We start from the raw sequence: 22,276 nt of genomic DNA on the forward strand, positions 1-22,276 counted from the left end.
AGTTTATTCTGGGTCACTCTTCGCTCCTATGCTTGTGGATGCGGGCTCGGTGGCCCCGGTATCCGTCCAGGCTTCGAGGAGAAGAGAGGGGCGATCACACTTCGCTCCGGCCTCCCATCCGGTCTCACGGGGGCCTGCGTCCCTTCGATCCGTCCCCTCCCGCGGCCGGCGGTTGTCGCCGCCGGCCGCGGCCCCATACTGACGGCGGGGCCCGTCAACAGCAAAACACAAGCGGCCCTTGCACCCTGCTCTCGTCCGGTGCAGGGCCACGCGGCGAGGGCGGATCCGAGGGACGGACGCCGCTGTTCCTTGGAGAGACCCGAGCCTGCGGCGGTGCCGCCCGCCGCCGTGTCAGCGTTTGGCGAGACCATAGAGGGCGCGGCGATCGCGCACGCCCTCGAGGTTGAAGGCGCCGCGCAGGACGAAGCGATCGGGCGCGAGGTCGGCCACGGGGGCGGAGACGAGGACCGGCTCGCGCAGCATCTTCGTCAGCGCCTCGATGCGGGCGACCATGTTCACCGTGGGGCCGATGACGGAGAAGGACAGACGGCGGGGCGTCCCGATGTTGCCGAAGCGCACGTCGCCCACCGCGAGGGCAATGCCGACGAGGCCTTCGCGCGCGGTGGCTTTCATCGCCGGAGGGGCATCGCCGGACAGGACGCGCGAGCGCAGCGCGGTGAGGCGCTGCAAGCTGTCGTCGAGTGCGCCGAGGGCGCGGCGCAGTCCGTCGTCCTGGATCGGGAAGATCCCGAGGACCGCGTCACCGATGAAGTCGAGCACCTGGCCGCCCGCATCGCCCACGGCGCCCGCGGTCGCCTCGAACACCTCGTTGAGGAAGCCGATGGTCTCGTCCAGAGGCACCTCCTCGGCGAGAGGGGTGAAGGCGCGCATGTCGCTGTACCAGATGGCGGCGGGGATCACCTCCGCATCGCCGCGCCGGATGGCCCCGCCCAGCACCCGCTCGGCGGCGAGAGGGCCGAGATAGGTGGCCGCCAGCGCCTCGCCCATCGCCATCTCGATGATGGAGCGGAAGCCGAGGGCGAGCGTCGGCAAGAGGTTCAGCACGGCGTCGATGGCGGCGTCGTCGAACCCGTCCGGCGCGCGGGTGCAGAAGCTGAAGAAGACGCCCCGCATGACGCCGTGGTCGATATGCGCACCGCCGAATTTCGCGATCGAGGCGACATAATCCGTGTGCCCCTCGCCGCGCAGCTCACGGAGGAGATCGAAAGGCTGGGCGGGGGGCCGCAAGTCCGCCCGGTAGAAGGTCAGCTCATTCTCCACCACGTGGCGCAGCACGCTGTGCGCGCCGTCGCGATGGGCGGCGGCCTCGTGGGTCATCTCCCCGCCGGCGAGGGCGCCGTCGTCGCGCCAGTTGATGAACTTGGCGTAGATCAGCGGATGAAGGGCGCGCCAGGCGACCGAGACGCGCGACACGGGAACCCCGGCGTCGTTGAGCGCGCGACCGAAGGCGGCGAGGAGCTCTTCGCCGTTCGTGGCTTTGAGGGCGACGGCGGTGAGGGTGCGCGCGAGGGCGAGGCCGTCGACCGCGCCGCGGCCGGTGCGCTCCATCACATCCACCGGTGTCTCTCCGGCAAGTCCACGAATGCCGTGATCTGCGGCCGTGCCACGCTCATCCACCCTTCGCCCAGCAGCGCTTCGCCCGCGAGAGCCGTCCGCCCGCGTTGCCGTGATGCGGATCGGCGCCCCTCGGCAGAGCCGGCGCGCTCTGGGCTCTGATCAGGGGTCCGCCCTGCGGCACGGTGCTGCCGTGGGAGCGCGGGGAAAGCCACCTGGTTCAATTAAGCCGAGGGATGATTAGACGATAGGGATGGTACGGCTGGCAACGTCAATCGTGCGCCGAGGGTCGTTCGCGCGCAAAGATTGGTGCGGCGTGTCGCTTCGGTGCCGCGATGCCGGAGCGGAGACGGCCTCCGCAGGCGCGCGTCGGGCGCCTCACACCAGGCGTGCGGCCGGGCCGAGCTTCAACACCGCCTTCGCCGCGGAAGGCGCACCCGGTCCGCGCCGAGCGAGGCGGGTCGATGCCGGCCGAGCGCTCCGTTCGCCTGGGCTGTTCGACCAAAGCGGAAAGAGCGCCGCCTCTGAAGTCATGAGCATTTCCGTCCGCTCAAGCTCGATCAGCTTGAGCGGAATTTACAGGCTGGGACGCGGCCGGGACCGTCAGGCCACGCGGCCGTGACAGTGCTTGAACTTCTTCCCGGAGCCGCAGGGGCAGGGTTCGTTGCGTGAGACCTTGCCCCATGTCGACGGATCCTCGGCCACGCGATCGGGCGCGGTACGGCGCGCCGCACGGGCCTCGGCCACGCTCCCGTCTGACCCGTAGTCGTAGGAAGTCGCCGCATCATCGTCGCCGGTCAGGGGGTCGATGTGGTGCGTCTCCAGCTCGGACGGATCCTCGGGCGGGGTCATCGGCGGCGGGCCGTCGCGCATCTGGATCTCGATGTGCATCAGCTGGCCGGTGACGACGGTCCGCAGCTCGACCAGAAGCGCCTCGAACAGCGAGAAGGCCTCGGTCTTGTACTCGTTCAGCGGATCACGCTGGGCGTAGCCGCGGAAGCCGATCACCGAGCGCAGGTGGTCGAGATGGGCGATATGCTCGCGCCAGAGGTGGTCCAGCGTCTGCAGCAGGACCGACTTTTCGACCTGGCGCCACATCTCGGTGCCGTATTTGGCGACCTTCTTGGCGGCGGCCTCGTCGGCGGCGGTCTTCAGGCGCTCGCGGATCTCCTCGTCGGCGATCCCCTCCTCGTTGGCCCACTCCTTCACCGGCAGCTCGATGCCGAAGATCTGCCGCACCTCGTTGTGCAGCCCCTCGGTGTCCCACTGCTCGGGATAGGCCTTCTCGGGGATGTGCTTGGCGACGATCGCGTCGATCACCTCGTGGCGCATGCCGTTGATGGTCTCGCGAACCTCTTCGTCCTGCATCAGCTCGCGGCGCTGCTCGAAGATGACCTTGCGCTGGTCATTCATCACGTCGTCGTATTTGAGGACGTTCTTGCGCGCGTCGAAGTTGCGGGCCTCGACCTTCTGCTGCGCCTTTTCCAGGGCGCGGTTGATCCAGGGGTGGACGATCGCCTCGCCTTCCTCGAGGCCGAGGCGCGTGAGCATGCCGTCCATGCGCTCGGACCCGAAGATGCGCATCAGGTCGTCCTGGAGGGACAGGTAGAAGCGCGAGCGGCCGGGGTCGCCCTGACGGCCGGAGCGGCCGCGCAACTGATTGTCGATGCGGCGCGATTCGTGACGCTCGGTGGCGAGGACGAACAGGCCGCCCGCGTCGAGCGCCTTCTGCTTCGCGCTGGCGACGGTGGCGCGGATCTCCGCCTCCTTGGCGGCGCGCTCGGGGGTCGGCTCCTCGCCCTCGGGAAGCAGGCCGAGCTCTTCTTCGATCAGCATGTCGGCATTACCGCCGAGCTGAATGTCGGTACCGCGGCCGGCCATGTTGGTGGCGATGGTGATCGCCCCCGGCACACCGGCCTGGGAGATGATCTTCGCCTCCTGCTCGTGGAAGCGGGCGTTCAGCACCTGGAAGGTGGGCTTGCCGCCCTGGTCGACGCCGATCTTCACGGCGGCGTCGGCTGCGGTCACGTCGCGCTGCTTGAAGCCTTCTTTCTTCAGACGGTCGGCCAGAAGCTCGGACTTTTCGATCGACGTCGTCCCGACGAGGATCGGCTGGCCCTTGGCGTGGGCGGCGCGGATCTCCTCGACGACGGCCTTATATTTCTCTTCCTGCGTCCGGTAGACCTGGTCGTCCTCGTCCTTGCGCTGGATCGGCAGGTTGGTCGGGATGGAGACGACGTCGAGCTTGTAGATGTCCATGAACTCTTCCGCCTCGGTGTCGGCGGTGCCGGTCATGCCGGCGAGTTTCTCGTACATCCGGAAATAGTTCTGGAAGGTGATCGACGCGACCGTCTGGTTCTCCGGCTGGATCGGCTGCTTTTCCTTCGCCTCCAGGGCCTGGTGCAGGCCTTCGCCGTAGCGGCGGCCCGGCATCATGCGGCCGGTGAACTCGTCGATGATGATGACCTCACCGTTCTTGACGATGTAGTCGCGGTCGCGCTGGAAGAGCTTGTGGGCGCGCAAAGCCTGCTGCAGGTGGTGCACCACAGAGACGTTCTGCGCGTCGTAGAGCGAGTCGCCCTTCAGGAGCTTGGCGTCGGCGAGGATGCCTTCCAGCTTCTCGTTGCCGGCCTCGGTGAAGTGGGCGGACTTCGTCTTCTCGTCGACTTCGAAATCCTCGGGCGTGAGGCCGGGGATGAACGTGTCGATGGTGTTGTAGAACTCGGAACGGTCTTCCAGCGGGCCGGAGATGATGAGCGGCGTGCGCGCCTCGTCGATGAGGATGGAGTCCACCTCGTCGACGATGGCGTAGAAGTGCGGGCGCTGCACCATCTGGCGGATGTCGTACTTCAGATTGTCGCGCAGATAATCGAAGCCGAATTCGTTGTTGGTGCCGTAGGTGATGTCCGCCTCGTAAGCGGCCTTGCGCTCGGCGTCGGACTTGCCGTGGACGATGATGCCCGTCGACATGCCGAGGAAGCGGTAGATGCGGCCCATCCACTCCGCGTCGCGGGTGGCGAGGTAGTCGTTCACGGTGACGACGTGGACGCCCTTGGCGGCGAGCGCGTTGAGATAGACGGCGAGCGTGGCGACGAGGGTCTTGCCTTCGCCAGTCTTCATTTCGGCGATCGAGTTCTCGTGAAGAACCATGCCGCCGATGAGCTGAACGTCATAATGTCGCTGGCCGATGACCCGTTTGGCGGCCTCGCGGACAGTGGCGAAGGCGGGGACGAGAATATCGTCCAGGCTCTTGCCGGCGGCGAGCTGGGCCTTGAGTTCGTCGGTCTTCGCTTTGAGCTGTGCGTCGGTCAGCCGCTCGAACTCTGGCTCGGCGGCATTGATCGCATCCACTCGGCTGCGGTAGCCCTTGACGCGGCGGTCGTTCGCCGAGCCGAAGATGCGTTTGGTCAGGGTGCCGAGCATCCAGGATGTCCTTACCTCTATGCGGAGCGGCGTCGGCCACGATATGAACCGGCGCGATAGGCGGCAATGAGAATGTCTGCCGCGCGCGATCCGACATATGTTTGGGGCTGGGCCATGTCAAACGAGAGGCCGGCCCCACACCGAAGGACATCCCCCATGATAAAGCGCACGCTGAGTGCGATGGCCGCCTCGGCCTTCCTCGTTTCCGCCGCTTTCGCCCAAAACAATCCGGCCGCGGATCAGGTCCTTGCGACCGTCAACGGCGACGAGATTACCGCCGGTGACGTGACCTATGCGCGCGCCGCACTGGGCGACGCGGTGCAGCGCATGCCCGCCGACCAGCGCGACGAAATGATTCTTTCGCTGCTGATCGACATGGCGCTGATGGCCGATGCGGCCGAGAAGGAGGGTCTCGACCAGGACCCCGATTTTCAGCGCCGCATGGCCTTCCAGCGCATGCAGGCGCTGCAGGAAGGTTACATGACCGGCGTCGTCGCCGGCACCATCACCGAAGAGGCGGTGAAAAGCCGTTATGACGAGGAGGTGGCCAAGCTGCCGAAGGAGCAGCTTTCGGCGAGCCACATCCTGGTCGAGACCGAGGAAGAGGCGAAGGACCTCATCGCCCAGCTCAATGACGGCGCCGATTTCGCCAAGCTGGCCGAGGAGCACTCGAAGGATCCGGGGTCGGCCGCACGCGGCGGCTCGCTCGGCAACTTCACCCGCGGCCGCATGGTCAAGCCGTTCGAGGACGCGGCCTTCGCGCTCGAGGTCGGCGAGATCACCGAGGAGCCGGTCCAGTCGCAGTTCGGCTGGCATATCATCAAGCTCGACGAAAAGAGCGAGGTGCCGGTTCCGCCGCTGGAGCAGGTCGCCGGGCAGATCCAGCAGCTTCTGGTCCGTGACGCCTACGTCTCCGCCGTGGAGGCGCTGAAGGCCGACGCCGACATCGAGACCGCGGGCGGTGTGCCGCTGCCGAACCCGGCGACCACCCCGGCCGAGACGAACGCCGTCCCGGCCCCGCCGGTCGACCCGAACGCCCCGGTTCCCGCGCCGCAATAAGGCGGGCGGACAGGGCAGGCCCCGCGAAGGCGGCGCCTGCCCGTCTCGGCCGGCGGTCCTCATGACGCGGGCGCCGGGCAGGACATGCATCGCGGCATACGATCACCGCTTTAAGATTCCACGGAATTGGCGTATGGCGCGTGTGCGTGAGCTGCCGAGACCGAGACCGATGACCCCTTCCCCCTTTGCGCCTGCAACCCTAGCCGAGCCGCCGATGGTCGCCGGGGTCCGAATCGCCACGGCCGCCGCGGGGATCAAGTACAAGAACCGCACCGACGTCCTGTTGATGGCGTTCGACGAAGGCACCACGGTCGCCGGTGTCTTCACCACGTCGCGCTGCCCTTCGGCGCCGGTGGAGTGGTGCCGCACGCAGTTGCCGCGCGGCACGGCGCGGGCGCTTCTGGTCAATTCCGGCAACGCGAACGCCTTCACCGGCAAGAAGGGCCGCGCCTCCACCGCGCTGTCGGCCGACCTTGCCGCCAAGGCGCTGGGCATCGCGCCGGAGGACGTCTTCCTCGCCTCCACCGGCGTCATCGGCGAGCCGTTGCCCGCCGAACGGTTCGGCGGCGTGATGGACGATGCCGCCGCCCGCCTCGCCCCTGAAGGCTGGGCGGACGCGGCCCGCGCCATCATGACCACGGACACCTTTCCCAAGGCCGAAAGCCGCACCGTTTCGCTCACCGGCGGCACGGTGACGATCACCGGCATCGCCAAGGGCGCCGGCATGATCGCCCCCGACATGGCGACGATGCTGTCCTTCATCGCGACCGACGCCGCCATCGGTGCGGCCGACCTTCAGGGCTTCCTCTCCGCGGGCGCTGCGAAGAGCTTCAACAAGGTGACGATCGACAGCGACACGTCGACCTCCGACACCGTGCTCGCCTTCGCCACCGGCGCGTCGGGCATCACCGTCGCCGCCGGGTCCGACGATGCGGCCGCCTTCGCCGCCGCGCTGGACGATCTGATGCTCGCCCTCGCCCACTGGGTGACCAAGGACGGCGAAGGCTGCACCAAGTTCGTCGCCGTCACCGTGGACGGGGCCGAGAGCGACCGGTCCGCCTTTAAGATCGCCAAGTCGATCGCCGATTCGCCGCTGGTGAAGACCGCCATCGCCGGCGAGGACGCCAACTGGGGCCGCATCGTCATGGCCGTGGGCAAAGCCGGCGAGCCGGCTGACCGCGACCGCCTGGCGATCTATTTCGGCGACGTCCGCGTCGCCGTCGACGGTGAGCGCGACCCCGATTATTCCGAGGCCGCCGCCTCCGCGGTGATGAAACAGCCTGAGATCGCCATCCGCGTGGACCTCGGCCTCGGCACCGGGCGCGATACGGTGTGGACGTGCGACCTCACCAAGGAGTACGTCGCCATCAACGGGGACTATCGCAGCTGATGCGCATCGTCCTGGTGGTTGCGGCCGCCTTGATCGACGAGGCGGGCCAGATCCTCGTCACCCAGCGGCCGGAGGGCAAATCCCTCGCCGGTCTGTGGGAATTTCCCGGCGGCAAGATCGACCCGGGCGAAACACCCGAAGCGGCACTCTGCCGCGAGCTCGACGAGGAAATCGGCGTCACCGTCGCCCCCGAGGCGCTGGAGCCGCTGACCTTCGCCAGCCACACCTACGACGACTTCCACCTGATGATGCCGCTCTACGTCGTGCGCCGCTGGCGCGGCGTGCCGCGGCCGATCGAAGTGGCGGACCTGAGGTTCGTTACGCCCGATGCCCTGTCCACGCTGGAGATGCCGGCCGCGGACGTGCCTTTGGTGGAGAGCCTTCAGGCCAAATTCAGAGCACAATCTGCACCTTAAGGCGCAACCCTTCGGGCCTTTTTGGTGTTCGGTTAAGGACGAGTCTGGCGGTGCCACAAAGGCGGCACATTCCCCCTGCAATGACAGGGGGTAAGGAGAGTGTTGATGAGGATTGACCGGCGACTCTTCGTCACCGGCGCCGCCGCCGTGTGGGCTTGGGCTGGCGCTGCCGGTGCTTTACCTCGTTTCGTCTCGCAGGCACTCGCACGCTCCCGTGAAGAGATCAGCACCGATCCCGCCCTCTACGGCGAGACCGTGCCCTTCTCCGTCGCCCGCCTGCGCGAACTGGCCGAAGCCCTGTCGCAGCGGGACTACGAAGACCGCCGCGGCGAGGTTCCGGGCTCACTCACGAGCATGGACTTCTCCACCTATCGTCAGATCCAGCCGGGTCCCGCCTGGCCGCAGCCGATCGCGCCGGACAACCGCTTCGCCTTCGAGGCGTTGCTGCCCGGCTTCGTCTACAATCAGCCGGTCGAGCTCTGGGTTGTGCGCGGGGAGAGCGCGCAGAAGGTGGTCTACAAGGCCGATAGCTACGTGGTGGGTGACGCCGCGAAGGACGGCTTTCCTTCGGGTGATCTCCCCTTCTCCGGCTTCAACCTCCAGTCCGGCGTGGCCGACGACGGGGCGCTGCGCGAATTCGCCAGCTTCCAGGGGGCGAGCTACTTCCGCGCGGTCGGCCGGGGGGAAACCTACGGCCTCGCCGCCCGCGGCCTCGCCATCGACACCGGCGTTCCGACCGGCGAAGAGTTCCCCGTCTTCCGCGCCTTCTGGATCGTCGAGGCGCCGGACGATGCCGCGGCCATCACCGTCTTTGCGCTGCTCGATTCGCCGTCGACGACCGGGCTCTACAAGTTCACCCTCGCGCCGGGCGACGCCACCTATACCGACGTCGAGCTGACGCTGTTTCCGCGCCGCACCATCCGCACTATCGGTTTTGCGCCCTTCTCGTCGATGTTCCTCTTCTCGGACATCAACCGGAACGAGTACAACGACTACCGCGACGCGGTGCACGACTCGGACGGCCTGTCCATTTTGCGGGGCAACGGGGAGTGGCTGTGGCGGCCGCTCGACAATCCGAGCCGGCTGGAGGTCTCAGCCTTCGTCGACGAGAACCCGCAAGGTTTCGGGCTCGTTCAACGCAAGCGCAATTTCACCGACTACGAGGATGCGGAAGCTCGCTTCGAGCTGAGAACTTCTGCATGGGTGGAGCCTCGAGGGTCTTGGGGAAAGGGCTCGGTTGTCCTATTTGAGATCCCGACGACGAGAGAGTGGAACGACAACATCGTCGCCTACTGGCAACCGGCAGTCCAGCCCGAGCGCGGCCGCCCCTTTGACCTGGCCTACAGGATCCATTGGGAGAGCCTCCCGCAGGTCGCCGCGCCCGGCCCCCAGGTCATCAATACCCGTATCGGCCGGAACCTTTCCGACGATAGATACCTTATAGTCGTAGATTACCTCTTGCGGGGGTCTTCGATCGAGAACCTTGGCGTGGATCTCGCCGTGTCCGCCGGGTCGACATCGAATCTCACGCAATATCCTCTCCCGACTCGGGATATCCTGCGCGTAACTTTCGAGTTTGACCCGGATGACGCCGATCTCAGCGAGATGAGGTTGGCGCTCGTGCCGGAAAGTGGACCCCCAGGCGAGCGATGGCTTTACCGATGGACACGCTAGGCTCAATGCAGAGACTGACCGCTACTCCGCCGCCGGCGCCGCTGGCGATGCCGGAGCAATCTTTCAAGACGCGCGGCCTTCCGGCCCACGACTTTCAGCGTCCGCGCCTGTCTACGATGGCGGCGCGGGCGACGCTCATCATCGTCACACTCGGCCTCGCCGCGTTCGGCGTGAGCGAGATGTATGCGGTCGCCAAGGTCGGCGGCATGGCCTTCCTCGAGTGGGGGCTGCTCGCAGTCTTCGCGGTCGCCTTCGCTTGGATCGGCTTTTCCGCCGCCAACGCGCTGGCGAGCCTCTTCGCCCCGCGCGGCAAGTCGGAGGACATCTACGCCGACGGTGGCCTGACGGCGATCGTCATGCCCGTCTACAACGAGGATCCGCGCGAGGTCTTCTCGGCGCTGGCGGCCATGGTGACCGACCTGCCGGAGCGCCTTCGCACCCGGTTCGAAGTCTTCATCGTCTCCGATACGACGAACGCGGAGACCTGGATCGCCGAGGAGCGGGCGCTGTCGATCCTGCGCGCCAAGTGCGGGCCGACGAAGGTGTGGTACCGCCGCCGCCGCGACAACACGCACCGCAAGGCCGGCAACGTGGCCGATTTCGTGCGCCGTTGGGGCGGGCGTTACGAGCACATGATCATGCTCGACGCCGACAGCCTGATTACCGGCGACTCCCTCGCCCGCCTGCGCGCGGCGATGATCGCGGACCCGCGCGCCGGCATCATCCAGACGAGCCCGTCGCTGATCGGCGCGACGACGCCTTATGCCCGCGCCCAGCAGTTCGCCAACACGGTCACCGGCCCGGTCGTCTCCAAGGGCATCGCCGCCTGGCAGGGCGAGGACGGCAACTATTGGGGACACAACGCGATCATCCGCGTGGCGGCCTTCGCCTCCGCGGCGGGCCTGCCGGACCTTCCGGGCAAGCCTCCGTTCGGCGGGACGATCCTCAGCCACGATTTCGTCGAGGCGGCGCTCATCCGCCGCGCCGGGTGGACCGTGACCATGCGTCCGGACATCACCGGCTCCTACGAGGGCGCGCCGACGGACCTCTTCGGTGTCATCAAGCGCGACCGCAGGTGGGCGCAGGGCAACCTGCAGCATGCCCGCCTCGTCGGCGCGAATGGCTTTGCGACCTGCTCGCGGCTGCACTTCGTCATCGGCATCCTCGCCTACGTGATGAGCCCGGTCTGGCTGTTGATGCTCCTCACCGGCGTCGCCCTGTCGGTGCAGGCGACGCTGATCCGCCCTGAATATTTCCCGACCAGCTTTTCGCTGTTCCCGACCTGGCCGGCGTTCGACACCGAGCGGATGGTGACCCTCTTCATCATCTCGCTCGGCGTCCTCCTGCTGCCCAAGGTCATCGCCATGGTGCAGGCGCTGTTCGATGCGCGGCTGCGCAAGGGCTGCGGTGGTCCGCTCGGCGTCGTCGGCTCCTCCTTCCTAGAGCTTCTGATCTCGACCCTCATCGCGCCGATCATGATGATCGCGCAGACGGGGATCGTGCTCTCCATCCTGCTCGGCCGTGCGGTCGGCTGGTTGCCGCAGGCGCGTCAGGGTCAGAGCATCTGCTGGCGTGCGGCGTTCATGTTCCACAGCGTCCACATCGCGTGCGGCGTGGCGCTGGCGCTGATCGCGCTCGCCCACTCGCCTACCCTGGCGGCGTGGATGTCGCCGACGCTGTTCGCGCTGATCCTGGCGGCGCCGATCTCCAAGCTGTGCGGCTCCTTCACGCTCGGCCGCCGCATGCGCCGGATGAACGCCATGGTGACGCCGCAGGAATCGGCGCCTCCCGAGGTGCTGCTGATGGCCCAGCGCGAGGCTGACGCCTTCCCGGAGGCCCTCCCCTCGGACGCGCTGATCACGCTGGCGGAGGACCCGACCCTGTGCGACGCGCACCTCGGCGCGCTGGAGCCGGAGCAGCGCGGCCGCGGCCACTTCGACCCGACGCGGGCGCTGACCCAGGCGAAGGTGGGCGAGGCGCAGACCTTGGAGGAGCTGGCGAGCTGGCTCGCCCCGCAGGAGCGGATGGCGCTCATCTCAGACCTCGGCCTTCTCGGCTCGGCGCTGAAGCTGGGCAAGGGCCGGCGCAACATGGAGGCGTCGGCGGCCTGACCGCCGCCGCCCCCCAAACGCTCCACCGGTCCGAATGCAAACGGCGCCCTCATCGGGCGCCGTTTTTGTATGCGGGAGCCATTCGTCCGAAGGTATGCGGCGGGTGGAACGCGAGGGGGGATGCCCTCGCTGCAGCGGCTCAACCCGGCACGGCCGCGGCGATGCGTCGGCGCCGGGCTCACAGCCCCGCGCGGCTCTCCTCGTCGGTGCCGCTGGTGCGCGCTCCGGCGGTGCCGCCCTCGAACCGGGCGCGCGCCTCGTCCACCCGGAACTGGTTGCGCACAGCCCACGCGCCGAGCGCCTCCAGCGGCGTCAAAAGATCGGTCCCGAGTTCGGTCAACTCGTAGTCCACGCGCGGCGGGATGGACGGGGTCACGGTCCGCCGAACGAACCCGTCGCGCTCCAGATCCCGCAGCGTGGCAGTCAGCATCTTCTGGCTGATGTCGTCGATTTCGCGTTTCAGGTCGGAGAAGCGGCGCGGCCCGTCGGCGAGGCGCGTGACGACCAGAACGGTCCATTTTCCGCCGATCCGCGAGAGGAGCTCCTTCACGGGACGGCAACATTGGCCCCTGAACTCGTAGGCGGGTTCCTTCGATTTCACCATGGTTACCTCAAAGTGCCGTCTTGTGGTGGTCGCCCATCCCTATAACTCACGGGGCAGTCACTTTGCGATACCGGAGTTTCCGATGAAAACCGTCACCGTCATCGTTGGGAGCGCCCGCACGGGCTCGATCAACCTCAAGCTCGCCCGCGCCGTCGAGAAGCTCGCCCAAGGGCGCCTCGCATTCGACTTCGTCGATATCAGCGGCCTGCCGATGTACAACGACGACCTGTGGGCGGACACGCCCGAGGCGGTCACCGTCTTCAAGGAGAAGATCGCCGCGGCCGAGGCCGTTCTCTTCGTCACCCCTGAGTTCAACCGCTCGCTGCCGCCGATCCTCGTGAACGCGCTGTCCTGGGCATCCAAGCCTTACGGACAGAACGCGTGGGTGGGCAAACCGGCCGCCGTCATGGGGACGACGCCGGGCGCGATCGGCACGGCGGTCGCGCAGTCGCATCTGCGCTACATCTGCACGGTGCTCGACATGCTGGTGATGGGCCAGCCGGAGGTCTACTTCCAGACTAAGCCAGGCCTGATCGACGACGACTTCACCGTCACCGACGAGACGACCAAGGCCTTCCTCACGACCTTCGTGGAACGGTTCGCCGCCTTCCTCGACCGGGTCGATGTGAAGACGCCCGTGGCCGCCTGAGGTGGCGGCGGACGCGGCGGGCCCCCTCCCCCCCCCCCCCCCCCCCCCCGGCCACTCGTGAACCTCGGCAGCCCCCCTATCTCCGCGACCAGGGCGGGAAAAATCCCCTGCGGGCCGATTTAATGTTGCGTGCCCCTCTCAACAGGCAGCGTTTCCGGCATAGTTTGTGCGTCTGAGCGAACTGTGAAAGACCAAGTGTCGCTTCACCAGCGAAGACGCGAGAGACAATGTCGATCAAGGCTGCCATCTACCACCTGACCCACTACAAGTACGACCGGCCGGTGACACTCGGCCCGCAGATCGTCAGGCTGCGTCCAGCACCCCATTCGCGAACCCGCGTCATCTCGCATTCGCTGAAGATTTCGCCGGCCAATCATTTCATCAACCACCAGCAGGACCCTTACGGCAACTGGATGGCGCGGCTTGTGTTTCCCGAGCCGGTGCGTGAGTTCAAGATCGAAGTCGACGTCGTGGCCGACATGTCGGTCTACAACCCGTTCGACTTCTTCGTCGAGGAGAGTGCCGAGCACTATCCCTTCACCTACAGCCCCGACATCAAGGACGATCTGTCCATCTACCTGGCCGCCGAGCCGGCCGGGCCGCACCTGACGAAGTTCCTCTCGACGATCGACCGCAACGCGGAGATGCGCATCGTCGACTTCCTGGTGATGCTGAACCAGCGCATCGCCAACGAGGTGAGCTACGTCATCCGCATGGAACCAGGCGTTCAGACGCCGGAAGAGACGTTCGAGACCGGCAAGGGCTCGTGCCGCGACTCCTCGTGGCTGCTGGTCCAGGCGCTGCGCCATCTCGGCATCGCGGCGCGGTTCTGCTCGGGCTACCTCATCCAGCTCAAGCCCGACCTCGAGGCGCTGGATGGACCGTCCGGCACCGACGTCGACTTCACCGACCTGCACGCCTGGTGCGAGGCCTATATTCCGGGCGCGGGCTGGGTCGGCCTCGACCCGACGTCCGGCCTTTTGACGGGCGAGAGCCACATCCCGCTTGCCGCCACGCCGCATTACAAGAACGCCGCGCCGATCACCGGCATGGCGACCAAGGCCGAGGTGGACTTCGCCTTCGACATGAAGGTGTTCCGCGTCGCCGAGCATCCGCGCATCACCAAGCCGTTCAGCGACGAATCGTGGGAGGCGCTGAACCGCGTCGGGCAGAAGGTCGATGCGGCGCTCGACGCAGGGGACGTGCGCCTCACCATGGGCGGCGAGCCGACCTTCGTGTCGATCGACGACTACGAGTCCGACGAGTGGAATTCCGACGCCGTGGGGCCGCACAAGCGCGACCGGGCCGACGACCTCATCCGCCGCCTGCGCGACACGTTCGCCCCCGGCGGCTTCCTGCACTACGGCCAGGGCAAGTGGTATCCGGGCGAGACTCTGCCGCGCTGGACCTTCTCGCTTTACTGGCGCCGCGACGGTGTGCCCTTGTGGGACGACCCCAACCTGATCGCCCGCGAAGGCGCCGACACGGGGGTGAAGACCGAGGACGCCAAGACGCTGCTCGGCACCATCGCGGACACGCTCGGCATCGATGAGACGTTCGTCGTCCCGGCCTACGAGGATCCGGCCGAATGGCTGCTGCGGGAGGCGAACCTTCCGGACAACGTCACCCCCGCCAACTCCAAGCTGGACGACGCGGAGGCGCGCGCGCGCATCGCCAAGGTGTTCGACCGCGGGCTGACGACGCCCACCGGCTTCGTCCTTCCGGTGCAGCGCTGGCAGAGCCGGTCCTTCGCGGGGCGGTGGATGTCGGAGCGGTGGCGCACCCGGCGCGGCTTCCTCTACCTCGTGCCGGGCGATTCCTCGCTCGGCTACCGCCTGCCGCTGACCTCGCTGCCCTACCTGTCGCCGGCCCAATATCCCTACATCAACATCCAGGATCCCACGCTGCCGCTGGACGATCTGCCCGACTATCGCGACCCCTCCGCCATGGAGGCGGAGATGGAGGGCCAGCCGCGCGCCAAGTTCACCGCCGCGACGCCGGTGCAGCCGGTCGTACAGCAGGCGGTGGGGCCGGAGATCGACGGCTATGTGCGCACCGCCCTCTCGGTGGAGGTGCGGGACGGGCGGCTCTGCGTCTTCATCCCGCCGGTGGAGCGGGTGGAGGATTATCTGGAGCTTCTCGCCGCCATCGAGCATGCGGCGAAGGAGTCCAAGCTCCCGGTCCACATCGAGGGTTATGCGCCGCCGACGGACCCGCGGCTGAACGTGATCCGCGTCGCGCCGGATCCGGGCGTGATCGAGGTGAACATCCAGCCCGCCCATTCATGGGCCGACTGCGTGGCGATCACCGAGGGTGTCTATGACGCCGCCCGCAAATCGCGGCTCGGCGCCGACAAATTCATGGTGGACGGGCGCCACACCGGCACCGGCGGCGGCAACCACGTGGTGGTCGGCGGCGCGACGACGCTAGACTCGCCCTTCCTGCGCCGGCCGGACGTGTTGCGCTCGCTGATCCTGCATTGGCAGCGCCACCCGTCGCTCAGCTACCTCTTCTCCGGCCTCTTCATCGGCCCGACGAGCCAGGCGCCGCGCGTCGACGAGAACCGCGCCGACCACCTTTACGAGCTGGAAGTGGCGCTGGCGCAGATGCCGGCGCCCGGCGAAGGCGGCCACCCGCCGCTGCCGTGGCTGACCGACCGTCTCCTGCGCAACATCCTGGTGGACGTCACCGGCAACACCCACCGCTCGGAAATCTGCATCGACAAGCTCTATTCGCCCGACGGCCCCACCGGGCGGCTCGGCCTCATCGAGTTCCGCGGTTTCGAGATGCCGCCCGACGCGCGCATGTCGCTCGCCCAGCAGTTGCTGCTGCGCGCGCTGATCGCCCGGTTCTGGCAGAACCCGGCCCGCGGAAAGCTCACCCGCTGGGGCACCAGCCTGCACGACCGCTTCATGCTCCCCCACTTCATCTGGGAGGACTTCATGGAGGTGCTGGACGACCTACGCGAGCACGGGTTCGAGATGCGGCCCGAATGGTACGAGGCACAGGCCGAATTCCGCTTCCCCTTCTGCGGCGAGACGGAGATCGACAACGTCCACCTGGAGGTGCGCCAGGCGCTGGAGCCGTGGCACGTCCTGGGCGAGGTCGGCGCGATCGGCGGCACGGTGCGCTATACCGATTCGTCCACCGAGCGCGTGCAGGTGAAGCTGACGGCGGCGGACCCGGAACGGTACGTCGTCGCCTGCAACCGCCGTCCGGTGCCGCTGACGAAGACCAAGATGAACGGTGTTTCCGTCGGCGGGGTGCGCTTCAAGGCGTGGCAGCCGCCGATGGCGCTCCACCCCGTTACCCCGGTGGACACGCCGCTCACCTTCGACATCTTCGACACCTGGACCGGCAAGGCGATCGGCGGCTGCACCTATCACGTGTCGCATCCGGGTGGCCGGGCGCACGAGACCTTCCCGGTGAACGGCTACGAGGCCGAGTCGCGCCGCCTTGCGCGCTTCGAGCCGCGCGGACATACTCCGGGGCTCTACGCACCCGCCCCTGAAATCCCCAATGCGGAGTATCCTCTGACCCTCGATCTGCGTCGTTCGTACGGCTACTAGCCGATGGCGTTGACCGGCTCCGACGAGGACGCCGAAGACGCGGTCGCGCGTCTTCTCTCCAGCTACGAGACGTCGACCGCGGTGCCGGACGAGCTGCTCGAGGCGGATGGATCCATCCGCCCGGCCTGGCGCGGCTTCATCGAAGCCGTCGCCGGGATGAGCGAGGACGAATTCCGTGCCCGCCAGATGCGCGGCGACCAATATCTGCGCGATGCCGGCGTCTACTATCGCCAGTACGGCACGCCGGACACGTCCGAGCGGGACTGGCCGCTGTCCCACGTCCCCGTCATCATCGACGAGGACGAGTGGAACGCGATCGGCGAAGGGCTGATCCAGCGGGCCGAGCTTCTGGAAAAGATCATCGCCGACATCTACGGCCCCAACCGCCTTGTGGAGCGGGGCCATCTGCCGCCGGCGATGCTGGCGCAGAATCCGGAATGGCTGCGGCCGCTCTCGGGCGTCGTGCCGCGCGGCGGGCATTATCTGCACTTCGTGGCGTTCGACATCGGGCGCGGGCCGCAGGGTCAGTGGTGGGTGCTGGGCGACCGCACGCAGGCCCCGTCGGGCGCCGGCTTCGCGCTGGAGAACCGCATCGCCACCACGCGCGTCTACAAGGACCACTTCGCGCGCGCCAACGTCCACCGCCTGGCCGGCTTCTTCCGCGGCTTCCGCGACGCGCTGATCAACCTGCGCGACTCGGAGCTGTCGCGCGTCGGCATCCTGACGCCGGGGCCGCTGAACGACACCTATTTCGAACACGCCTACATCGCCCGCTATCTCGGCTTCATGCTCTTGGAAGGCGACGATCTGACTGTGGTGGACGGGCGGCTGATGGTGCGCACCGTCGCCGGGCTGCAGCCGGTCAGCGTCCTGTGGCGGCGGCTCGATTCCATCTGGGCGGACCCCTTGGAGCTGGAGGAGACGTCCGCGATCGGCACCCCCGGCATGCTGGGCGCGGTGCGCTCCGGCGGGGTGACGCTGGTCAACGCGCTGGGGTCCGGCGTTCTGGAGACGCGGGCGCTGCTCGCCTTCATGCCGCGTCTGGCCGAGGAGCTGCTGGGCGAGCCGCTCAGCATCCCCAACATCGCCACATGGTGGTGTGGCCAGGCCGAGGAGCGTGACTACGTGAAGGCCAACGCCCACCGCATGACGATCGGCAACGCCTACGCCACGCGGCTTCTGTTCGACTTCGACGACGTGTCCGCCCCGCCCGCGACCGACCCCGCCGCACGCCTCGCCCTCTCCAAGTGGATCGACCGGAACGCCGAGCAACTGGTGGCGCAGGAGACGGTGACGCTGTCCACCACCCCGGCGCTCGACGCGGACGGCAAGCTGGTCCCGCGGCCGATGAGCCTGCGCGTCTTCCTCGCCCGCACGCGCGAGGGGTGGACGATCATGCCCGGCGGCTTCGCGCGCATCGGCCCCGCGGGCGACGCGGTGACGTTGACGATGCAGAACGGCGGCTCGGCGGCTGACGTGTGGGTCGTCTCCAAGTCCGAGGTGCCGGCGGAGTCGATGCTGTTCCCCGCGTCCGGCCCCTATCTGCGCCAACAGCAGTCCATGCTGCCGAGCCGCGCGGCCGATAGCCTCTACTGGCTGGGCCGTTATGTGGAGCGCGCCGAATATCGCGTGCGGCTCCTGCGCGCCCACCATGTGCGCGTCGCCGAATCGATCGCCGAGGACACGCCGCTGCTGCGCCGATCGGCCGAATATCTCACCTGGCTCGGCAGCGACCCGCACCAGCCGATCCCCGCCGGCGTGCGCGAGACGCTGGAGTCTGCCGCCCGCGCCGCGTCCAACGTGCGCGACCGTTTCTCGGTCGACGGGTGGGCGGCGCTGGACGAGCTCGCCAAGACCGTCCACCGCCTCAATGCGCGGCCCTCATTCGGCGATGACACGGCGCGCGCCCTGTCGCTGATCCTGCGCAGCCTGTCCGGCTTCACCGGGCTGGTGCACGACAACATGTACCGCTTCATCGGCTGGCGCTTCATGTCGATCGGCCGTTCGCTGGAGCGGGCGATGTCGCTCACCGGCCTCCTCGCCCAGTTCGCCGACGAGGACGCGCCCGACGGCGCGCTCGACCTCGCCGTCGAGGTGGCGGACAGCGAGATGAGCCACCGCCGCCGCTACGCCGTCGCCACCAACCGGGCGACGGTGGTGGACCTCCTCGCCCTCGACCCGCTCAACCCGCGCTCGGTCATCTACCAGCTCAACGAGATCTGGTCTCACCTCGGCACGCTGCCGGGGGGCGAGACGCATCGCCAGCTCTCCCCGCTGCAGCGCGCCGCGTTGCAGACCCGGACCGACGTTGCGGTGCAGACACCCGAGCGCTTCGATTCCTCGGCGCTGGTGCGGCTGGAAGGCGACCTGTCAGCCATCTCCGACCTCCTGGCCGATGCCTATTTCCGGTAAGGTCGCCGCCATGCAGTACGATGTGTCCCTCACCGTCACCTACCGGTTCGACAACGCGGCGAGCGCCAGCCGCAACATCGTGCGACTGATGCCGGCGGACCTCATCGGCGAGCAGCGCCTCGTCGCCGGCAGCCTCGCCGTCACGCCAACGCCGAACGAGCGCACCACCCGCAGCGACTTCTTCCGCAACAACGCCGTCGAGGTCGCCTTTCACGAGGCGCACCGGGACATCACCTTCACCGTCACCTCGCGCGTCCACCGCTACGAGCGCGGGCGTCGGCTCGACATGTCGCCCTCCGTGGCGCGGCTTGCCGAGGACATCGCCGCCTACCGCCGTCTGGATCCCGGATCGCCGCACCATTTCGTCGGCGCGTCGCGGCGCGTCCCCATCGTCGGCGAAATGTCGGAGTATGGACGCACGCACACCAAGGACGCGCGCAGCGTGCTGGAGGCGGTGGAGGCGATCGGCAAGGCGATCAACCGGGATTGGACCTATCAGCCGGGCGCGACGACGGTGGAGACGCCGATGATGGAGGCCTTCAAGGCCCGCCGCGGCGTCTGCCAGGATTTCTCGCACATCATGATTGCGGCGCTGCGGGGCATCGGCATTCCGGCGGGTTACGTGTCCGGCTGCCTGCGCACGGACCCGCCGCCGGGCCAGCCGCGCCTTGCCGGGGCGGACGCGATGCATGCCTGGGTCTGCGCCTGGTGCGGCCCCGATGTCGGCTGGGTGGATTACGACCCCACCAACGCCGTTCTGGCGGGGGCCGATCACATCGTCATCGGCCGCGGGCGCGATTATTCGGACGTTGCCCCCGTGCGCGGCGTGATGCGCACTTCCGGCAACCACTGGAGCCACCACGCGGTCGACGTGGTGCCCGTCACCAGCGAGACCGCCCGACCGGACCCCGCCGCCTGAGCACCTGCTCTGGCCTCCCGGCTTCCGTCGACCCCTCCCCCGTCTCCCCATGGCCGCGAGACCCGCCGCTGCGACATTCCGGCCCACCGGCCGCCCCCAAGCGAAACCCGGTGCGGGGTGAACAGCGTTATCTCCCCGGACGCGGCACCGCCATGCGGTGCTGCCTGACACGCGGTCGCCGGCTCCGGCCGGCCTCTGCACGTAAAGGAGTACACCATGCCGAACATTCATGAGGCCCGTATCGCCATCCTCGCCACCGATGGGTTCGAGAAGTCCGAGCTGTTCGAGCCGCGCCGCCAGCTTACCGAAGCCGGCGCCAAGGTGACGGTGGTTTCCCTGAAGCCCGGCGAGATCAAGAGCTGGGACAAGACCGACTGGGGCGAGAGCGTCACCGTCGACACCACGGTCGATCAGGTGTCCCCGTCCGACTTCGACGCGCTGGTTCTTCCGGGCGGGCAGATCAACCCGGACGTTCTGCGCACCGATGCCAAGGCGGTCGATTTCGTGCGCGCCTTCTTCAACACCGGCAAGACGGTCGCCGCCATCTGCCACGGGCCGTGGGTGCTGGTGGAAGCCGACGTGGTGAAGGGCCGGGACATGACGTCCTACCACTCGATCAAGACCGACCTCGTCAACGCCGGCGCCAACTGGTACGACAAGTCCGTCGTCTGCGACCAGGCGCTGATCACGTCGCGCAATCCGGGCGATCTCGACGCCTTCTGCGCCAAGATCATCGAGGAGGTCGAGGAAGGCCGTCACGAGCGCATCGCCGCCTGACCGCCTTCCCCACCCGCAAAAAACGTCGGCCCGCCGGAGTGATCCGGCGGGCCTTTTTGCGTGGAGCGTTATCGCGCCGGGGTCAGCTTTTCAGCGTGGCTTCCATCGAAATTTCGGCCTTCAGCACCTTGGAGAGCGGGCAGTTCTCCTTGGCGTAGGTGGCGATCTCCTGGAACTTCTCTTCCGAGATGCCCGGAACGGTCGCCTCGACGAAGAGCGACACGGTGGGGATCTCGAAGCCCTCCGGGACGTTCACCACCTCCACCTCGGCGCGGGTGCTGATCTCTTGCGGATCAAACTCGGCCTGCTGCAGGGCGAAGGCGAACGCCATGGAGAAGCAGCCCGCGTGCGCTGCGCCGAGAAGCTCCTCTGGGTTAGTGCCGGTCTTCTCGTTCTCGAAGCGGGTCTGGAACGAATAGGGCGTGTTGTTCAGCGTGTTCGTCTCGGTGGAGACGGTGCCGCTGCCCGCGGGAAGCTTGCCCTTCCAAACCGCAGATGCCGTGCGTCGCATGGTATATCCCTCGTTGTCTCGTCAAGCCGGCGCGGAGGCCAAGAACGGGTAGTCCGTGTAGCCGCGCTCGTCTCCCCCGTAGAATGTGTCACGATCCTGCTCATTCAACGGAGCGTTCAACTCCAATCGCTTCGGCAGGTCCGGATTGGCGATGAAATCGCGCCCGAACGCCACGGCATCCGCGCGCCCGCTCGCCACCACGTCGATGGCCATTTGCCGCGTGTAGCCGTTGTTGGCGACGTAGCCGCCGTCGAAGTGGGTGCGGAGTTCGGCCACCTCGGCGCGCCCGGCCTCCTCGGTGGTGCGGATCTGCCCTTCGATCATGTGAAGGTAGGCGAGGCCGAACGGGTTCATCGCCTCGATCGCGGCTGAGAAGGTCGTCATCGGGTCGCTGTCGGAGATGCCGTTGCCGTTGGAGAAGGGGGCGAGGCGCACACCGACACGGTCGGCGTCCATGGCGCCGGTGATCGACTCCAGCACCTCCCGCAAGAAGCGCAGGCGCTTTTGGAGTGTGCCGCCATAGTCGTCGTCGCGCTGGTTGGACCCGTCGCGAATGAACTGGTCGACGAGGTAGCCGTTGGCCGCGTGCAGCTCCACCCCATCGAAGCCGGCCTCCATGGCGTTGCGGGCGGCGGCGGCATATTGGCCGCGGATCTCGCCGATCTCGTCGACCGAGAGGGCGCGCGGCGCCGACGTCTCCGCGAAGCCGCCGTCGATGAAGGTCTTCGCGTCGGCGCGGATGGCGGACGGGCCGACCGGCGCCGCACCGCCCGGCTGCAGCGACACGTGGCTGACGCGCCCGACGTGCCAGAGCTGCGCCACGATCAGGCCGCCCGCCTCGTGGACGGCGTCCGTCACCTGGCGCCACCCGGCGATCTGGTCGGCCGAATAGATGCCGGGCGTGTCGATATAGCCCTTGCCGACGGGGGAGATCTGCGTGCCTTCCGAGATGATGAGCCCGGCGGACGCGCGCTGCGCATAATATTTGGCGTGCATCGCGAAGGGGACGTCGCCGTCGCGCCGGGCGCGGTTGCGGGTCAGCGGCGCCATCAGCACACGGTTCTTGATCTTCAGGGCGCCAAGGGCACCGGGGGTAAACAGCGTCTCGGTCATCGCAGGGCCTTCACTTCTCTATGGCTGTGCACCTAGGCGCGCGGCCGGCCGATTGCGAGCCGGACGCCGCGGGA

The 22,276-nt window shown here is 67.8% G+C and carries 15 protein-coding genes; 10 read left to right on the top strand and 5 right to left on the bottom strand.

What is annotated here, in order from left to right:
• Positions 1-351 precede the first annotated feature (351 nt).
• Together BIX52_RS14835 and secA are read right to left on the bottom strand one after the other, a co-directional pair.
• On the bottom strand, positions 352-1,578 hold the full coding sequence (locus BIX52_RS14835; protein ID WP_108676508.1) for an adenylate/guanylate cyclase domain-containing protein: 1,227 nt from the start codon (positions 1,576-1,578) through the stop codon (positions 352-354).
• 600 nt (positions 1,579-2,178) lie between these two features.
• Entirely contained in the window at positions 2,179-4,998 is a 2,820-nt protein-coding gene (gene secA / locus BIX52_RS14840; protein ID WP_075221888.1) for a preprotein translocase subunit SecA, read from the bottom strand.
• 156 nt (positions 4,999-5,154) lie between these two features.
• Here secA and BIX52_RS14845 point away from each other — a divergent pair, with 156 nt between their 5' ends.
• From BIX52_RS14845 to mdoH, 5 genes are all read left to right on the top strand, one after another.
• Positions 5,155-6,057, top strand: coding sequence for a peptidylprolyl isomerase (locus BIX52_RS14845; protein WP_075221889.1), 903 nt, complete (start codon positions 5,155-5,157; stop codon positions 6,055-6,057).
• Between the two features lie 169 nt (positions 6,058-6,226).
• The gene (argJ, locus tag BIX52_RS14850) at positions 6,227-7,447 is read left to right on the top strand and encodes a bifunctional glutamate N-acetyltransferase/amino-acid acetyltransferase ArgJ (protein WP_075221890.1); all 1,221 of its coding nucleotides are present in this window, start codon (positions 6,227-6,229) and stop codon (positions 7,445-7,447) included.
• Positions 7,447-7,863, top strand: a complete 417-nt coding sequence (locus BIX52_RS14855; protein WP_075221891.1) for a (deoxy)nucleoside triphosphate pyrophosphohydrolase — start codon at positions 7,447-7,449, stop codon at positions 7,861-7,863. The genes argJ and BIX52_RS14855 overlap by 1 nt, the downstream gene beginning before the upstream one ends.
• A gap of 105 nt (positions 7,864-7,968) precedes the next feature.
• Positions 7,969-9,537, top strand: a complete 1,569-nt coding sequence (locus BIX52_RS14860; protein WP_075221892.1) for an OpgD/OpgG family glucan biosynthesis protein — start codon at positions 7,969-7,971, stop codon at positions 9,535-9,537.
• 5 nt (positions 9,538-9,542) lie between these two features.
• Positions 9,543-11,648, top strand: a complete 2,106-nt coding sequence (mdoH, locus tag BIX52_RS14865) for a glucans biosynthesis glucosyltransferase MdoH (RefSeq protein WP_157956237.1) — start codon at positions 9,543-9,545, stop codon at positions 11,646-11,648.
• Between the two features lie 178 nt (positions 11,649-11,826).
• Here the strand turns inward: mdoH and BIX52_RS14870 are convergent, their stop codons facing one another.
• Positions 11,827-12,252 carry a winged helix-turn-helix transcriptional regulator gene (locus tag BIX52_RS14870; protein ID WP_075221894.1) on the bottom strand — a complete coding sequence of 142 codons (426 nt, stop codon included), beginning with the start codon at positions 12,250-12,252 and terminating at the stop codon, positions 11,827-11,829.
• A gap of 82 nt (positions 12,253-12,334) precedes the next feature.
• On the opposite strand from BIX52_RS14870, the gene BIX52_RS14875 reads away from it, so the two are divergent.
• From BIX52_RS14875 to BIX52_RS14895, 5 genes are all read left to right on the top strand, one after another.
• Positions 12,335-12,901 carry an NADPH-dependent FMN reductase gene (locus BIX52_RS14875; protein WP_075221895.1) on the top strand — a complete coding sequence of 189 codons (567 nt, stop codon included), beginning with the start codon at positions 12,335-12,337 and terminating at the stop codon, positions 12,899-12,901.
• Between the two features lie 227 nt (positions 12,902-13,128).
• Positions 13,129-16,470 carry a transglutaminase family protein gene (locus BIX52_RS14880; RefSeq protein WP_075221896.1) on the top strand — a complete coding sequence of 1,114 codons (3,342 nt, stop codon included), beginning with the start codon at positions 13,129-13,131 and terminating at the stop codon, positions 16,468-16,470.
• A 3-nt stretch (positions 16,471-16,473) separates the two neighbouring features.
• Positions 16,474-18,882 carry a circularly permuted type 2 ATP-grasp protein gene (locus BIX52_RS14885; RefSeq protein ID WP_075221897.1) on the top strand — a complete coding sequence of 803 codons (2,409 nt, stop codon included), beginning with the start codon at positions 16,474-16,476 and terminating at the stop codon, positions 18,880-18,882.
• Between the two features lie 10 nt (positions 18,883-18,892).
• Positions 18,893-19,801, top strand: coding sequence for a transglutaminase family protein (locus tag BIX52_RS14890; RefSeq protein ID WP_075221898.1), 909 nt, complete (start codon positions 18,893-18,895; stop codon positions 19,799-19,801).
• A gap of 216 nt (positions 19,802-20,017) precedes the next feature.
• Positions 20,018-20,578 (top strand): type 1 glutamine amidotransferase domain-containing protein, encoded by a 561-nt coding sequence (locus BIX52_RS14895; RefSeq protein WP_075221899.1) that lies wholly within the window; start codon positions 20,018-20,020, stop codon positions 20,576-20,578.
• Positions 20,579-20,660: 82 nt separating this feature from the next.
• Here BIX52_RS14895 and BIX52_RS14900 read toward each other — a convergent pair whose 3' ends face one another.
• Both BIX52_RS14900 and BIX52_RS14905 read right to left on the bottom strand, forming a co-directional pair.
• A complete protein-coding gene (locus BIX52_RS14900) occupies positions 20,661-21,089 on the bottom strand; it encodes an OsmC family protein (RefSeq protein ID WP_075221900.1) in 429 nt (142 codons plus the stop codon).
• A gap of 21 nt (positions 21,090-21,110) precedes the next feature.
• Entirely contained in the window at positions 21,111-22,202 is a 1,092-nt protein-coding gene (locus BIX52_RS14905) for an alkene reductase (RefSeq protein ID WP_075221901.1), read from the bottom strand.
• Between the last annotated feature and the right edge of the window lie 74 nt (positions 22,203-22,276).

It is taken from the genome of Acuticoccus yangtzensis, from assembly GCF_001927245.1.
Classification (GTDB): domain Bacteria; phylum Pseudomonadota; class Alphaproteobacteria; order Rhizobiales; family Amorphaceae; genus Acuticoccus; species Acuticoccus yangtzensis.

Excerpts from the sequence above, each read along its gene's own strand:
- BIX52_RS14900 (WP_075221900.1), bottom strand. The coding sequence starts at position 21,089 with ATGCGACGCACGGCATCTGCGGTTTGGAAGGGCAAGCTTCCCGCGGGC.
- argJ (WP_075221890.1), top strand. The coding sequence starts at position 6,227 with ATGACCCCTTCCCCCTTTGCGCCTGCAACCCTAGCCGAGCCGCCGATG.
- BIX52_RS14890 (WP_075221898.1), top strand. The coding sequence starts at position 18,893 with ATGCAGTACGATGTGTCCCTCACCGTCACCTACCGGTTCGACAACGCG.
- BIX52_RS14860 (WP_075221892.1), top strand. The coding sequence starts at position 7,969 with ATGAGGATTGACCGGCGACTCTTCGTCACCGGCGCCGCCGCCGTGTGG.
- BIX52_RS14855 (WP_075221891.1), top strand. The coding sequence starts at position 7,447 with ATGCGCATCGTCCTGGTGGTTGCGGCCGCCTTGATCGACGAGGCGGGC.
- BIX52_RS14845 (WP_075221889.1), top strand. The coding sequence starts at position 5,155 with ATGATAAAGCGCACGCTGAGTGCGATGGCCGCCTCGGCCTTCCTCGTT.
- secA (WP_075221888.1), bottom strand. The coding sequence starts at position 4,998 with ATGCTCGGCACCCTGACCAAACGCATCTTCGGCTCGGCGAACGACCGC.
- BIX52_RS14880 (WP_075221896.1), top strand. The coding sequence starts at position 13,129 with ATGTCGATCAAGGCTGCCATCTACCACCTGACCCACTACAAGTACGAC.
- mdoH (WP_157956237.1), top strand. The coding sequence starts at position 9,543 with ATGCAGAGACTGACCGCTACTCCGCCGCCGGCGCCGCTGGCGATGCCG.
- BIX52_RS14875 (WP_075221895.1), top strand. The coding sequence starts at position 12,335 with ATGAAAACCGTCACCGTCATCGTTGGGAGCGCCCGCACGGGCTCGATC.
- BIX52_RS14885 (WP_075221897.1), top strand. The coding sequence starts at position 16,474 with ATGGCGTTGACCGGCTCCGACGAGGACGCCGAAGACGCGGTCGCGCGT.
- BIX52_RS14905 (WP_075221901.1), bottom strand. The coding sequence starts at position 22,202 with ATGACCGAGACGCTGTTTACCCCCGGTGCCCTTGGCGCCCTGAAGATC.
- BIX52_RS14870 (WP_075221894.1), bottom strand. The coding sequence starts at position 12,252 with ATGGTGAAATCGAAGGAACCCGCCTACGAGTTCAGGGGCCAATGTTGC.
- BIX52_RS14895 (WP_075221899.1), top strand. The coding sequence starts at position 20,018 with ATGCCGAACATTCATGAGGCCCGTATCGCCATCCTCGCCACCGATGGG.